Source organism: Coleofasciculus sp. B1-GNL1-01 (assembly GCF_040220235.1).
Taxonomy (GTDB): Bacteria; Cyanobacteriota; Cyanobacteriia; order Cyanobacteriales; family Coleofasciculaceae; genus Coleofasciculus.
The window spans coordinates 36,238-50,116 of record NZ_JAVJTO010000053.1 but is presented as its reverse complement, the minus strand read 5'-3'; the positions used below and the strand labels follow the sequence as shown (position 1 = coordinate 50,116).

Genomic DNA, 13,879 nt, shown 5'->3' with positions numbered 1-13,879 from the left:
AACACTGAAATCGTCGCTTATCGTTGATTGTCCACGATATTGAGGGCAATTTCATCACTCATGGAGAACTACTGAGTTGGGGGAGTTTCCATCTCTTGACGCAGTTGATCGGCTTCTTCTAAAGTGGCTTCCGGATCTTCATCAGTTGAACGCTGCACATAATTAATTTTCAATTCTTCTAACAAGTCAGACAGCAACGACTGAAGTTCTAACTGGGTTGCCTCATCCTGTAGTTCTTCCCGCAGGACATGCTTAAAATTGTGACTCAGTTGGTCAAATAGTTGTCGCCCTTGCAGATCAGAGTAGGAGGTGGCTAAGACTTCATAAGTGGCTTGGGCTAAATAATTGGCAAGGTTTTCCATAACCTCTTTGGGCAACCCTTTCATTCCCGGAACTTGTCGCAATCCGGTGTAAAAATCTGACTGTTGTAGCGCTCCTTTGAGACTATGATGCAATAATGCCTGTAAATCGGGTTGAACTTGGGGTAAAACTTTATAAATAGAGAGTTCTAAGAGGCGATCGGTGATGGCATCGACTTTATTAATATCGCTAACTTGAACATACGTCTCAGGTTGCAAGATGGCACGCGCCATATCTCCTTTATCAACAGAATCTTTGGTTTGATTAATCAGTCGCACCATTAAAAACATGGATACCCGATCTGCCAAATATGCTGCTGGTTCATGGGTGACTTGTGCTAAAATTCGCTCCATATTGAACAATCCCGATTGATGCGATCGCACAGATACCGGAATAATCCGTAACCAGCGCCAGGTGGGAAGCAGCAGCAGCATGTCGTACCAGCGCCGCCAGAGGGCATCTCCCCATGTCAACTTCTCTTGGCGTCGAGACATGAAGAAGGTACGGAATAAAAGCTCAATCCCAAAAAAGGCAATAAAATAAAGGTCAATACGCCAGAAGTTATCCACGAGTTGACCATTTTCGTCGGTGGGTCGAAAATAATTACTATTCAGTAGCGGTCGAATATCGCTGTTAAAGAATGAGAGGGCGTTGTCCCAACCCACTTGCACCAGATACTCCTGTCGCCAAAATCGCGCAAAGGCTTGCTTGGCTGATTCCGTATTCAAATGATCCCGCATCCGCCGCTTCAATTTAGCGAATGTGCCAAACTTATTGGCTGCCAAAAATGGATTCTCTTCAATCAGGTCATTACTTTGTTGGCGCAACTCTTGCAAGACTTGCTCGGTTGGCGGTGCTTGTAGTCCTTGCTGGGAGAGTTGTACGGTTAAAGCATCAACGGTTTGGAGATAACGTTGGGTATCCGGATGAGGCTCAATACTTTTGACCGGATCATAGAATGTTGCGATCGCGGGAAATTCTCGCACATAAACATCCCGCAATGGAATATAGCTGAGATTGAATAATGCCAGCAGGATATTTGCCCATGCAATTAAGGCGGTGAGCTTATTCCACCAATTGCGACCCCGGTGTTTGTAGGAATCGGCATAGGTATCCTGCGTTAGAGCTTGTTCTGCCATTTTCCCGTTGGATAGTCACTGCAAACAAATCGGGGCAAGTAGGTTACCCCTATTGCAACTGAGCGTATCAGACGCTACAACAAATTAGTTATCTCGCTAGATAGAAGACAGAATTGGATTATATCATTCAAGAGATAGATGCATGAACTCGACAAGTCACTCTATAATGAGTAAGGAATTAAACATTTATGGTTGTATCCAGCCTTTTTGAGGCGTACCCAGCCTTTTTGAGGCAAATTTTTGACGTTAATGAGGTATTCTTATGGCTACCCAACCAGAACAGCAACAGGTATACCGAGAAAAAGTGCAAGCTGAGTTAAACAAGCTGAATGCTCAGGTTGACGAAATGAAAGCCAAGGCAGCCCAAGCCCAGGCTGATGCTAAGATTCAGTACAATAGCCAGATTGAGGAATTGCAAACCAAACAGGTTGCCGTACAAAAGAAACTGGAAGAACTCCAGGCGGCTAGTCAAGATGCTTGGGAAGATATCAAAACTGGAGTAGAAACCGCTTGGCTGGATTTACAGCAATCCTTCCAAAATGCTGTTGCCAAATTTGATCAAAAATAGTGATTAGAGATTAGGGAACCCTTAACTTGGCTCAGGGCAAATGATTTGTAGGGGCGGGTTGAGGAACTTTCTTTTAGCTGTGGATAATAAGGTTTGTTCAAAACCCGCCCTGACCGATGTGTAGGGGGCGGGTTTGGTTATTATCGTTTATTGTCACCCTAATGTTACTCAACCCACCCTCATCTTCCAGACGTGCCATGGCACGTCTCTACTTCCCCAGGCTCCCAGCACCCCTGCACCTCCGCCCATCTCACGCTCCCATTCCCGAATACTGCTTCAATCCCTTGCGCCACAACCAGCGATTGACGCCAAAAAATAACAATCCCCAACCCACCATAACCAAAATTCCTTGGATAAAATTAACAGGTAGCCCAACTAACAACGCGGCGGGAAAATGAGCCAAGTAAGGGAAAGGTGTCCATTCGGCAACGGCTCGGACTGTAGGAGGAAAGACTTCCAATGGTGCCATCATTCCTGACAGAAACAAATAGAATAAATACCAAAATTGTTCTAGTGAAGTGGCTCGCTCTGTCCAAAATGCAAATAAGGCAAAGGTATATTGGATTAAAAATCGTAGGGCAAATGCCATGGCTGTGATGAATATAAATAATAGTATATCACCCAAACCAGGTAACCAAAATGCTGGGGGATAGAGGAGAAAGAATAAACCTAAAAGTACAACCGATAAAGGTAGGCGAACAAAGCGTTCAGATAAATGACCTGCAACATGATGCCATACAGGATCAATGGGTTGCAGGAGTTTAGGAGATAGTCTGCCCTCTACCACTTCCCTTTCAAAATCAAAAATCATCCACACCACAGTAAACTGGCGAACGATAAAAACGGATAGGAAGTAACGCATAAATTCTTCAGGAGTTAGTTCAAACTCCCCGGCTTGAGATGCCTGCATCCAAACCCCCATAAGAATCAGCGGCAAGCTATTGGAAAGTATCCAAAAAAAAAGTTCTGCCCGGTATTCCAACATGTGAGCATAGTAAACAGACAGAAATATCTTACTGGTATTAATTAATCGCTTCATAGTAATTAGACGCTGCTGAATCAGTATTGTGGTGGAGGAGATGGGGAAGGTAAATAATTAATGACTAGAAAAAAGTTTTCTATGTAGGGGCGGGTTTCACTACTATCGTTTTTTGCTCACGCTAATGTCACTAAACCCGCCCTGTCCAAATGATTAATTTCTGGACAAATGACAAATGACCAATGACAAATGACAAATGACCAATGACCAAAAATCACGAAACAACTCCGGCTCGGAAAACCCGACCGATGACTTCTTCGATGGGGGGGTCACTAACCGTTAAATCTATCACCTCTAAATCCGCCAAAATCCGAGCCACGGTACTTGTCAGCTTTTCACGCTGTACGAGGAAACGTACTGCTAACCCATCGATTGCCTCTATTTCTGCATAACCTGATAACTCCTCTTTTGACAAAGGTTGAGCCAGTTCTACTTTCACCTCCCGATAGGGAGCAAAGCGATTGAGGAGTCCCTCCAAGCTGCCATCATAAATCATTTGCCCTTCATAAATTAGCAGCACTCGCTGACACAATGCTGTAATATCTGCCATGTAGTGACTGGTTAATAAAACAGTGGCTCCCGTGCGCTGGTTGTACTCGCGTAAGAAATTCCGCACCGCTAATTGTGCATTAACATCCAATCCCAACGTCGGTTCATCTAAAAATAAGACTTGGGGTTGATGCAAAAGCGCCGCCAACAATTCAGCTTTCATGCGTTCTCCCAGGGAGAGTTTCCGCACGGGTTGCGTGAGTTTGGCTTCTAAGGATAACATTTCTGCCAGTTCTCCGACGCGACGCTGAAACTGGTTGTGAGAAATTCCATAAACGGCGGCATTGATTCTCAGGGAATCCAATGCGGGTAAGTCCCAAAGCAGTTGTTGCTTTTGACCCATGACTAGGGTAATCTGCTGCAAAAAGTTGGATTCGCGCTGAAATGGCTTATGACCCACCACCTTAACCTCACCCCCTGAAGGGTGAACAAGTCCGGTGAGCATTTTCAAGGTCGTGGTTTTACCGGCACCATTGGGACCGAGAAATCCCACCACTTCCCCCATGCCAATTTCAAAGGAAACATTTTGTACAGCAACGACAGAGCGGTACTTTCGGCGCAGAAAGTGGGTGAGAGTACCCTTAATACCGGGTTGTTTGACCGCTACGGGGTAGATTTTGCTCAGATTTTGAGCCACAACAATAGACATATTGACACTCCCCGCACTAAAGTGACGGGGATTCTGCTGACAGATTAGACTGTGGTAAAGGCCACAATCTTACTCTCGCTACGGTCGTCGAACACCGCCTACCCAGTCGGATTAGGTCAATTCCTAACTTTCTGGCTACTTTTCTTAAAATATTGGCACTGCCGTTTAAATCGGCATTGACAATTGAGCTATCGCTGCTGCGATACAAACCACGCTTTATTCGTCTTCCTGATGCTTTCCACCCGTCTGGTTTTTCGCCAAACTTAGGCAGGGAGTCTCCATCAAGATAGCTGGCTTTGCTGGTGTAGGCTTCTTCAGTGACTACCATCTGAATACCGTAAATCTCACACAATTGCTGCAATCGGTCTTTAAGTTTACCCAGGGGTATTTGAACAAATTTCTGATTGTTCAACCTACCCATATTGGCATTATCCTTAAACCCTTCGTTCCATCCCAAAACAATTGTGCTTATGCCATATTTTAGGCAGTGATTGATAATCAATCGAGCCGCCTTGTTAATACCGTCCCTCATCCGGTGATTACGCTTGCGGGTCACTCGCTCAAGCCATCCATCCCAGTACCCTTGTGGCTTTTTCTCTTTCCTGGTCGAAACCTGTTTATTCCAATACTGATTAAATGCTTTCATGACACGGGCATCAATCAGAAAAGAGTTACCCAGGGTGTCAACACAGGCAGCCAGATTGTCTGCCGTACCTAAGTCAATTGCTAATGCTTGGTCATCAATACCTACGAATGTTTCCTGTTTGGGTAGTTTGTAGGAAGCTTCCAGGTAGAATACACCGTTTTTAGGCAAAATAGTCCATTCCTTGACCTTGTTGATATCAAGATTGGTTGGAGCAGGTAACTTAAAGCTGTCAATCCCAAACCAACGCCTAACGGTTAAACCCAGGGAAAACTGAAGTTGACAATCAACTAGCTTAGGCTTCTGTCCCCCTGAATTGGGATAAGCTACCTTGAATAGTTTTGACCCTTTCAGATAGCCGGGTGGCTTGGGTTTATTCGGCAATTGCCCTTTAAGCCAAAGCTTACGTAACCCTTTGTAGGATTTAAACACTTCAGCGACACTTAATAGTGTTTGCTGTGCTGGTGTTGAGGGTAGAGACTGGGCGATTTGACTCTTTCCTACACCTTCGGAGTAAATCAAGTCAAACTTTCCAGTTAGGAGTTTGCCTGCCTTAAAAAATGTTTGACGGGCAAAATACACACCCATATTATAGAGTTTTCCTGATTGTTCACATAGATACTCCAAAATTGCTTTCGTTTCTTCGTCAGGATGTAGTCGCATTTGCTGTACACCCCTAGGCTTTTTGTTCTTAGCCATAACCTTCCTTCTTTGTGGACAAATAGCCATTTTTTCTCAACTGCAGGCAACGGAGCGTGCTGAAAACATTCAGAGATACATCAATGACCCTCACCATACTTAAGGGCAGTAGGCGACTCAAGTCGCTACCGCGCGTTCCTCTCCGGTCTAAAGCTTGCCCTCGAGCGAAGCGAAGGGACACGGAGTTTCCTGCGACGGAGGATGTCTTATGATCTAGTCTACTTGACTCTCAGTGGAGAGTGATCGCGCATTTTGTAAATAACCCGCTTTAATACAGTCCGCCACAATTTGCTCAACCAATTCCCAAAGCTGAGGTGTACCCTCTTGCACAGGTGCCATACGTTGCATCACTTGGCGTTCAGTAATACCATGAACCTGCCAGGTTCCGCCATGATTCTGTTGATTTAGCAGCAGGGGTTGCAAACGGTCTAGAGCGACGGCAAATCGGGCTGTCGGCGTAGCAACGGCTTCAAATTCATCCCAGATTTCCCGCAACGATTGCCCTTGGTCTTCGGGTAACATGCCAAAAATCCGGGTAGCGGCTTTTTCTTCCCGAACCGCTTTATCCTGATTTCCCTGTACGTCATAGCAAAACGTGTCTCCTGCATCAATTTCCACTAAATCATGCAGCAGCACCATCGTTATCGCTCGTCCCAGGTCAACCTGGGGAGGTGCATACTCCGCCAGAATAATCGCCATCAATGCCAAATGCCAAGAATGTTCGGCGCTGTTTTCCTGGCGAGAATCATCAGTTAATCGGGTTTGGCGAAGAATTCCCTTGAGTTTGTCAATTTCAACAATGAATTGAATTTGTTGGTTAAGTCGGCAATTCATTTGTTATTTGTCATTGGTCATTTGTCCTTCGTCCTTCGTCCTTCGTCCTTCGTCCTTCGTCATTTGCTCCCCCATCTTCCCCATCTCCCCCATCTCCTCCTACTCCTGATAACTGATAACTGCTCACTGATAACTGATAACTCCCTCAGCATTATTCCTCCTCTTCTGGGTGTCGAATCAACCAATCCTCACCCACACGAATGGTTAAATCGGATTCAATATCGCCTGTGGAAGAGGCTTCGACGTGACCGAGTTGCAAAACCCTTTTTAATGTGGTTGCTGCTTTCAAATCGCCTTGTTGCACAATAATCTGAGTTTCGCGTACCTGATCGGGCCAATCCCGTATGATGTAGACATTATAGAAGTCGTTTTTTGCCAAATATCGAGCAACTTCGTGAGCTAATTGCGGGTCATCTGTGGCATTTTGAATCGCAATTCGCAACCGTTGGGGAGAACGACGAATCTCCGATGAACTCCAGTCAAGGGTTTGCTGAAAGTATTGTTGCATAACGCGATCGCGTCCGGCAGAATCCATAATCCAATAGCTGGCAACATATTCCTCTGGATCACTGAAGCGACCGGGCAAGAGTACCATCTGAAAATCGTCTTTGTCTAAATCTAAGCCAAAGCCTACCAGTGCCAGCATTTCTTCTAAGCTCAGATTCGTATCAATATATTGCTGCATCACCCGAATAATTTGGGGTAAACGCGGTAGCACCTTGGGACTGAGCAACCGTTGACGCAGCGCCTTGAGTAGCGTTTGTTGGCGCTGAACTCGACCAATGTCGCCGTAGCCGTCTTTACGAAATCGAGCAAACTGTTCGGCTTGGTCTCCATTTAAGGTTTGCCATCCCGGTTCTAAATCAATGTACAAATCCTGGGTGACATCCTCATACTGCATCGGATAGGGAACAAACACCTCCACTCCCCCCACCAGGTCTACCAGTTCCCGAAACGCATCCGTCGTTACCCGCACATAGCGATCAACGGGTGCATCATTCAGAGTACGGCTTACCACCCGTGCAGCTAACGCTGCACCCCCTTCAACATTGGCATCATTGATTTTGGCAAGTCCTACTTCCGGAAGTTCCACTTGGGTATCCCGAGGAATGGAAAGCATCGTCACGGACTCTTCTGTTGGGTCGAGGCGTAACAGCAGCATAGTATCACTGCGACCACTGAAAACGTCGGAGGAGTTTTTGTCATTATCGGAAACGCGGTCAATTCCCATGACCAGGATGTTGACCGGTCGGGCTAAATCATAGCGAAACGCTTGTCGCCAGGAATTTTCTTTCGCGCCAGGGACAAAATTTTGCGGCACGATTAAGGGGGACAGAGGGGTAATTAGGGCAACCGTTGCGCCCAAGGTAGCCGATACTGTAGCGGTTAAGATAAACGCCGCACTCCAGAGAAACCAGCGCATATAGCGACCACCACTGGATTTATTTGAATGATCATCGGAATGGGACTCTCCGCCATCACCCTCTGGCGGTGGGGGAGGCGGGGAATCCCCAGTATCATTTTCAGCGACATCAGAGTCGCCCTGCGATCGCGGATAACTTTCTGGATGGGAGACTTGAAAACTCCAGCTAGTTTGGGAACTGTTCGACACGTTGTTTTACCCTCACCACACACCAACTGTTCTGGATTCTTTGACGTTCACCGAATCTATTGCCGGATTATAGCGTTACCCAGCCCACTCCCCCTGCTTCCCCTGCTTCCCCTGCTCCCTCAGCTTCCTCCGCCCCTCGGCTCTCCCAGGCTAGGATGTAGCAGACAATCAGAATAGCACGGACAATGAGTCAATTAATACCTGTAATTTTAGCTGGCGGCAAAGGTGAACGGTTTTGGCCCCTCAGCCGCAAGCATCGACCCAAGCAGTTCTTAAGTTTAGATGGTAGTGGAAAGAGTTTATTACAAACCACGGCTGACCGTCTCAGTCAATTGGCGGGAGATTCAGCGAATGTCTGGGTGATCACATCGGCTCAATTAGCCGACGGGGTGCGAGAACAGTTACCCCAACTCGATAGTGAGCATATATTAGCTGAACCCGAAGGGCGGGATACCGCACCTGCTGTGGCGTGGGCAACCTTAGAAATTGCGCGTCATTATGGAGAAGATGCAGTGATCGGCTTTTTTCCAGCAGACCATTGGATTGCGGATCAGCAGGCGTTTCAGCAGACGATTGAGGCGGCGACTCAGTTAGCGACGACTGAAGCGGCGATTGTCACCTTAGGAATTGCCCCGGACTACCCCTCTACAGGTTACGGTTATATTGAACAAGGAGAACCCGCCGGAACCTTTAATAATTTACCAATTTATCGGGTGGCTCGATTCACAGAAAAGCCAGACCGAGAAACAGCCGATAAATTTCTGGCGACGGGAAAATTTAGCTGGAATGGTGGGATGTTTATTTTCCGGGCTGGTGTCGTATTAGCGGAATTGAAAACTCATGCGGCTGATATTATAAATCCGTTGCAAAACCAGGGTGTTGCTGCTTATTCTAAACTACCTAAAACGAGTATTGACTATGCCTTAATGGAGAAAACCCAACTGGCTTATGTTCTCCCGGTTGCGTTTGGTTGGGATGATTTGGGAGATTGGAATGCTTTAGAACGGTTGCACAAGGGAGAGGCGGCGAATGTGGAACTGGCAACTCATGTAGGGAAAGATACCCAAGGGGCGATTCTTTATACCAGTGATCAGGATGAGGTGATTGTGACAATTGGTTTAGAAGATGTGGTGGTTGTGCGAGATGGTGGGGTGACGTTAATTGTGAAAAAAGACCGCACCCAAGAAATTAAGCAGGTACTGAAAACCCTACAAGCGGATTCGAGATTTAGTCAGTTACTTTAATTGTAATTTGTCCTGGATTATTGCCAATCTATCCGTAGGGGCACCATCCTTGCGCCCTTGCTCAAGGCGTAAGTATCTGGACATAAATTCTGTCCGTTATAAAACATCGCTACCTAAATATCGGGAATGCATGTCAACTTTGTAGGTTGGGTTGAGGGACGAAACCTAACTTATCCGGTTAACTGGAGTATTGCGTGCTTTCCCTAACATGCTCCCAATATCGGTGGGTTACGGCGGATAGTCCATTAAAGGTTTATTGCCTGACTTTAAGTCCCGCCTAACCCACCCTACATAACGATTAATTAGCGCCATTCTCAACAATAGGTTTTCAGGGAAATAGGGCGCACGTCAGTGCGCCCATACGAGTGTTTGGCTAAGATTAGCCGATGTTAACTTTGACTACTTTGGTTTTTTCGGCTTCTGCTTTGGGCAGAGTTAGCATCAAGATGCCATCTTTGTAATCGGCTTCCACTTTATCGTTCTGAATTCGAGCAGGTAAGGGAATTACTCGTTGGAATTTGCCATAGCGGAATTCACTTCGCGTAACACCTTTTTGGTCAGTCTTGGTTTCAGCTTGGCGTTGACCACTAATGGAGACGGCTTCTGCGGTAACTTGCACGTCCAGATTTTTGGCGTCTATGCCTGGAACTTCAAGTTTGAGGTAAACCGCATCTCCATTTTCGTGCATTTCGGCGGGAGGAACAAAGTTTCCTGCCCATTCAGAACGGCTTGTCGGTGTGAGGCTGTCAAACAGACGGTTCATTTCAGTTTGTAAGGAATCAATTTCCCGGAACGGTTCCCAACGAATCAGTGCCATAATGTATAACCCTCTAAAAACGAAGTGAGTATTTCAGGGGTTTTGTAGAACCACCTCTTTACTATGGTTTTAGAATACAAAAACTAGATGGCTGGAGTGATTCGGTTCAATACCCTATTGGAGTAGTATTCACCGCACCTGTTCGGGGTGTGTTTATTGAGTTTTGGGGTCAAGGCAAATTCAAGTGAAGCTTAAAAGATACGTTGATCTGACCCCGCCCAAACCCACCCCATATCAATGGGAGGGAACCAATAGAGAACCGACAGAGAACAAAACGTTTTACGCTATGAAACCGTTCCCTGTTCCCTGTTCCCTGTTCCCTATCCTCACCACAATACTTATTCAGCCAACCCTATTTAATACCAAAAATCTCCGCCAGTTGGGGTAATATCCGCGTACTCTCTTCTAAAAAGTCATGGGCGTTGGGTAATTCGGCAATCATCCCGCGTAAAATTCTAATGGCGGTTTGGGCTTGTTCCTGTTTCTGTGGCGCTTGGGGATTCTTCCCGGCTTCGGCGAGTATCTTCACCTGTTCTAAGGCTTGGGCTTTGTCTTGGGGCGATAAGTTATCCTCCGCCTCAATAATACGCTGCAATTGTCTCAGGAGTTCTTTGGTTCCTGTAAGCTGCGTCTGTGTGGCTGTGGGGAGTTGGTTAATCGCGTTGGTGGCGTCAGTGGCGATCGCATCCAGATTGGCTTCATCTTCCGGAGTTGTCTGATTGTGTGTTTGGGCATTCTCCAGCATTATTCTCTCCTTAAATCGAATTTAAGTTCAGGTTACCGAAGGTGTGATTCTGGCACATCTCCCTATGGTTCAATCACCTCCACCCACGAATTCAGTCCTTTTCCAGGAACACAGCCGTCGATACTAGAAAACTCCACTAATGACTTAGAGAAAATTAATACATCACGACTTATTCTCTCAAGAATATAAAGAAAGTTTAACAAAAACCGGAAAATTTACGAGTTGTGGTGAAGTATCCAACCATTCAAGCTTTATCGTATAGTTCTGGATATCAAATGACTAGCCTTCAAACTCCGATTCCTCCTTCTCCTCCCCCGCGTTTTCTCAAAAGGCTGCTGTTTTTACTCAAAGATAGTTTCCGAAAACCGGACATTCAAGAACGTGGCAGTATGCTATTTTTCTCTTACTCCCACAAGGACAAAGTATTCGTTGAAAAACTCTACGCCGCTCTATCTCCGAATTATGAAATCTGGGTAGATTGGGAAGATATTCCACCAGCGGTTGAGTGGTGGGAGGAAATTAAGCGAGGGATTGAAGATTCTGATTATTTTTTATTTATGCTAACCCAAAACTCGGCAATATCTAAGGTTTGTGGTCAAGAGTTAGAGTATGCTTTAAGTCAAGGTAAACGGATTTTTCCGATTGTGATTGAGCAACCTGATCCAGTTCCCTTATCTTTGCGAGCCATAAACTGGATGTTTTTTACTCCAGAAGAGAACTTTGATGTTTGCTTAACCAAATTATTGGATGCTCTCAATATTAATCCAGAAGACGCCAGATTACATACTAAATTCTACGGACTCTGGCGGGATTGGGTCTCTCATGATAGAGATCGCAGCTATTTGCTACGCGGTAAACAATTGTGGGAAGCAACAGCTTGGTTAGCTGCATCGGATAACAATACACCATTGCCACTTCAAGAACACCGAGAATATATTTGGGCGAGTCAGCTTGCCCAGTTTGTACGAATTAAACGAATTGCTACAGGTATAATTGTCAGTGCGATTCTGGGTGTTTTGGCGACTCTGCATTTTCTCACTCCTAGCCTTTGTGAAAATGGAAGTTTTCCTTTTTAGATTTATTTAATAGAACTACGGATTAATTTTCTCTCATCACAATGAATTAGCCCTGGGATTAAGGGGAGTTAAGATTAAGGCAACGAGATTCAAACTCTGACAGGGAAAAATTTTTCACCTTAAGTTTACACAGATGACGTCAGTGCGCCCCTACGTTGATTTATTCCTTGACAACGTTGTTAATTTCTGAGTTAGTCGGAACGTCCGTCCGCTCTTGCAGGATAAAAACTGTACCGAGTAAAGCGGTGGCAATCATCAATAAAAATCCGGAAATTACTAAACCATTGGCAACAGTCCAAAGCGGATGTTTATGACGTTCTTGCTGAATGCGATCGCGACTACGTTTTTCCCTCCCCATCAATAGCACCCAGTAAAAGCCTCCTTTCGGAAATGGCATCGATAAGCGTAAATCAACAGCATGTTTTTTCGAGGCACGATTCCCGAATGTTTGCTTAAGGATATCCAGTTGATTAGGATTAAATGTAGCAGCGGTTTTAGGGGGGATGCGAGCGAAAAATTGTTCAATAAATGGATCAGGTTTTGACGATTTCATAAAATGTTAGTTTTTCTGAATGTAGTTTTTACAACAAGGTCATGTAAGTAAGCGGATAAATCTCAATAATAAAATACAAAAAACAGGTTAAAATAGAGGATTGTGTTCACTGTCCCAGCATTGTCCTTCTGACCAGGTTCTATTGGTTTTCTGACACTGTTCTGAGTTAGTAATCCAGGGCAGACTGGCGGGATAAGCGGTGGTGGGAAGACTGAAGGATTTAAAGGAAGTGAAAAAGACTGAAACTGTGCCATAGCCGGAGGTTAGCAATAACGAAAAAAAAGCTGTAATCAATACAATATTGGCAGGCGTCCATAGCGGAAATTGAGAACGTTCAGTATGTCGCCGTTGAGGAGAACGCGATTCTCGTCCGCCTAACAAAACGAGATAAAAGCGACATCCAAGAATCGGTAAAGTTAAGCGGATATCAACCGGATGCGTTTTCCAAGGGCGGGGACTAAAGGCATATTTAATCGCCTCTAACTGTTCTGGCGTAAATGTCTTGAGTGTTTCCGCAGGAATTTGGGCAAAAAAGGGGTCTGAAAAAGGGGTCTTACTCATCGGTTTTGGCTTATATCTCTCGTGTAGCAATCCAACTCGCGATCGCGAAAAACAAATTCGATAAATCCAAGCACCCCAAAATCGCTGGTGAATCAGTTCCAGTTAACAAATTTTCAACTAATTGAGCCTTGTCTTCCAGCGGAAGTTGCTCAACCAGTTGCTTCACTTCTGCCAATAAAATAGAATGTTGATGAACCCGCATAAAACATCACCTTGACTCTAAATCAATCCTAGAGATAGTTGGCTTATTTTTCCTCCGGGAAATTACACAAAAAAATAGGACTTATAATTTGCCGATTCCGCAATTACTCGGACATATAGCAACAGGTAGAAAGCAGAGAGTAGAAGGGAAGAGAAGTGATTCCGAACAAAGGACAAAGGGCGTAGTTGGCTTGGCACATCGCCAGTAAGCTGTTCGGCATTTCAACCTTAATGCCAATAATGGCTCCCACCCTTGTAGTGCGTTAAGCGAAGCCATGCCGCAGGCTTTGCATCTTGCTCGCTACATTGAGCATCTTGCTCGCTACTAATACCCAATTTAAATGCATGACAGCTTATAGCACTACGCGCCAGGAAATAGGCTACACCTCGACTTACCTTGACCCATAACCCATGACCAATGACCAATGACCAATGACCAATGACCAATGACCAATGACAAACCCTCAGAAAAAATACGGTGAATGAGGATAATCGGGTTCTCAGAGTCCGTAAACATACGGATGTCAAATCCAGTTGAGTTGACGTTTGATAAAAGATAAGACCCCAGACTCCTCTATCGTTACACTTCT

The 13,879-nt window shown here is 45.4% G+C and carries 15 protein-coding genes; 3 read left to right on the top strand and 12 right to left on the bottom strand.

Annotation, left to right across the window (positions count from 1 at the left end):
* Window positions 1–68: 68 nt before the first annotated feature.
* Window positions 69–1,499: a hypothetical protein gene (locus RID53_RS13695; protein WP_446388629.1), complete on the bottom strand. Its 1,431-nt coding sequence runs from the start codon at window positions 1,497–1,499 to the stop codon at window positions 69–71.
* A gap of 262 nt (window positions 1,500–1,761) precedes the next feature.
* Between RID53_RS13695 and RID53_RS13690 the strand changes: the two genes are divergently transcribed.
* A complete protein-coding gene (locus RID53_RS13690) occupies window positions 1,762–2,067 on the top strand; it encodes a hypothetical protein (RefSeq protein ID WP_446388628.1) in 306 nt (101 codons plus the stop codon).
* Between the two features lie 250 nt (window positions 2,068–2,317).
* Here the strand turns inward: RID53_RS13690 and RID53_RS13685 are convergent, their stop codons facing one another.
* From RID53_RS13685 to RID53_RS13665, 5 genes are all read right to left on the bottom strand, one after another.
* Window positions 2,318–3,106: an ABC transporter permease gene (locus tag RID53_RS13685; protein ID WP_446388627.1), complete on the bottom strand. Its 789-nt coding sequence runs from the start codon at window positions 3,104–3,106 to the stop codon at window positions 2,318–2,320.
* A gap of 214 nt (window positions 3,107–3,320) precedes the next feature.
* Window positions 3,321–4,304, bottom strand: a complete 984-nt coding sequence (locus RID53_RS13680; protein WP_446388626.1) for an ABC transporter ATP-binding protein — start codon at window positions 4,302–4,304, stop codon at window positions 3,321–3,323.
* A gap of 16 nt (window positions 4,305–4,320) precedes the next feature.
* Entirely contained in the window at window positions 4,321–5,646 is a 1,326-nt protein-coding gene (locus tag RID53_RS13675; protein WP_446388625.1) for an RNA-guided endonuclease InsQ/TnpB family protein, read from the bottom strand.
* A 213-nt stretch (window positions 5,647–5,859) separates the two neighbouring features.
* A complete protein-coding gene (locus RID53_RS13670; protein WP_446388624.1) occupies window positions 5,860–6,480 on the bottom strand; it encodes an HD domain-containing protein in 621 nt (206 codons plus the stop codon).
* A gap of 151 nt (window positions 6,481–6,631) precedes the next feature.
* Window positions 6,632–8,092, bottom strand: a complete 1,461-nt coding sequence (locus tag RID53_RS13665; protein ID WP_446388623.1) for an LCP family protein — start codon at window positions 8,090–8,092, stop codon at window positions 6,632–6,634.
* A 185-nt stretch (window positions 8,093–8,277) separates the two neighbouring features.
* On the opposite strand from RID53_RS13665, the gene RID53_RS13660 reads away from it, so the two are divergent.
* Window positions 8,278–9,336: a mannose-1-phosphate guanylyltransferase gene (locus RID53_RS13660; RefSeq protein WP_446388622.1), complete on the top strand. Its 1,059-nt coding sequence runs from the start codon at window positions 8,278–8,280 to the stop codon at window positions 9,334–9,336.
* Between the two features lie 379 nt (window positions 9,337–9,715).
* Here the strand turns inward: RID53_RS13660 and RID53_RS13655 are convergent, their stop codons facing one another.
* Window positions 9,716–10,153, bottom strand: coding sequence for an Hsp20/alpha crystallin family protein (locus RID53_RS13655; protein ID WP_446356908.1), 438 nt, complete (start codon window positions 10,151–10,153; stop codon window positions 9,716–9,718).
* Window positions 10,154–10,505: 352 nt separating this feature from the next.
* A complete protein-coding gene (locus RID53_RS13650) occupies window positions 10,506–10,898 on the bottom strand; it encodes a hypothetical protein (RefSeq protein WP_446388621.1) in 393 nt (130 codons plus the stop codon).
* A gap of 275 nt (window positions 10,899–11,173) precedes the next feature.
* Between RID53_RS13650 and RID53_RS13645 the strand changes: the two genes are divergently transcribed.
* Window positions 11,174–11,974, top strand: a complete 801-nt coding sequence (locus tag RID53_RS13645; protein WP_446388620.1) for a toll/interleukin-1 receptor domain-containing protein — start codon at window positions 11,174–11,176, stop codon at window positions 11,972–11,974.
* Window positions 11,975–12,134: 160 nt separating this feature from the next.
* Here the strand turns inward: RID53_RS13645 and RID53_RS13640 are convergent, their stop codons facing one another.
* The 4 genes from RID53_RS13640 to RID53_RS13625 all read right to left on the bottom strand — a co-directional run bounded on the left by RID53_RS13640 (window position 12,135) and on the right by RID53_RS13625 (window position 13,817).
* Window positions 12,135–12,527 (bottom strand): hypothetical protein, encoded by a 393-nt coding sequence (locus RID53_RS13640; protein ID WP_446388619.1) that lies wholly within the window; start codon window positions 12,525–12,527, stop codon window positions 12,135–12,137.
* Window positions 12,528–12,614: 87 nt separating this feature from the next.
* Window positions 12,615–13,088, bottom strand: a complete 474-nt coding sequence (locus RID53_RS13635) for a hypothetical protein (RefSeq protein WP_446388618.1) — start codon at window positions 13,086–13,088, stop codon at window positions 12,615–12,617.
* 10 nt (window positions 13,089–13,098) lie between these two features.
* Complete coding sequence (locus RID53_RS13630) at window positions 13,099–13,290, bottom strand: hypothetical protein (RefSeq protein WP_446388617.1); 192 nt, start codon at window positions 13,288–13,290, stop codon at window positions 13,099–13,101.
* A gap of 227 nt (window positions 13,291–13,517) precedes the next feature.
* Window positions 13,518–13,817, bottom strand: a complete 300-nt coding sequence (locus tag RID53_RS13625) for a hypothetical protein (RefSeq protein WP_446388616.1) — start codon at window positions 13,815–13,817, stop codon at window positions 13,518–13,520.
* Window positions 13,818–13,879 lie beyond the last annotated feature (62 nt).

Coding starts and splice junctions, on each gene's coding strand:
- RID53_RS13695 (WP_446388629.1), bottom strand. CDS start 1,499: ATGGCAGAACAAGCTCTAACGCAGGATACCTATGCCGATTCCTACAAA.
- RID53_RS13685 (WP_446388627.1), bottom strand. CDS start 3,106: ATGAAGCGATTAATTAATACCAGTAAGATATTTCTGTCTGTTTACTAT.
- RID53_RS13660 (WP_446388622.1), top strand. CDS start 8,278: ATGAGTCAATTAATACCTGTAATTTTAGCTGGCGGCAAAGGTGAACGG.
- RID53_RS13655 (WP_446356908.1), bottom strand. CDS start 10,153: ATGGCACTGATTCGTTGGGAACCGTTCCGGGAAATTGATTCCTTACAA.
- RID53_RS13635 (WP_446388618.1), bottom strand. CDS start 13,088: ATGAGTAAGACCCCTTTTTCAGACCCCTTTTTTGCCCAAATTCCTGCG.
- RID53_RS13640 (WP_446388619.1), bottom strand. CDS start 12,527: ATGAAATCGTCAAAACCTGATCCATTTATTGAACAATTTTTCGCTCGC.
- RID53_RS13650 (WP_446388621.1), bottom strand. CDS start 10,898: ATGCTGGAGAATGCCCAAACACACAATCAGACAACTCCGGAAGATGAA.
- RID53_RS13690 (WP_446388628.1), top strand. CDS start 1,762: ATGGCTACCCAACCAGAACAGCAACAGGTATACCGAGAAAAAGTGCAA.
- RID53_RS13670 (WP_446388624.1), bottom strand. CDS start 6,480: ATGAATTGCCGACTTAACCAACAAATTCAATTCATTGTTGAAATTGAC.
- RID53_RS13630 (WP_446388617.1), bottom strand. CDS start 13,290: ATGCGGGTTCATCAACATTCTATTTTATTGGCAGAAGTGAAGCAACTG.
- RID53_RS13675 (WP_446388625.1), bottom strand. CDS start 5,646: ATGGCTAAGAACAAAAAGCCTAGGGGTGTACAGCAAATGCGACTACAT.
- RID53_RS13680 (WP_446388626.1), bottom strand. CDS start 4,304: ATGTCTATTGTTGTGGCTCAAAATCTGAGCAAAATCTACCCCGTAGCG.
- RID53_RS13645 (WP_446388620.1), top strand. CDS start 11,174: ATGACTAGCCTTCAAACTCCGATTCCTCCTTCTCCTCCCCCGCGTTTT.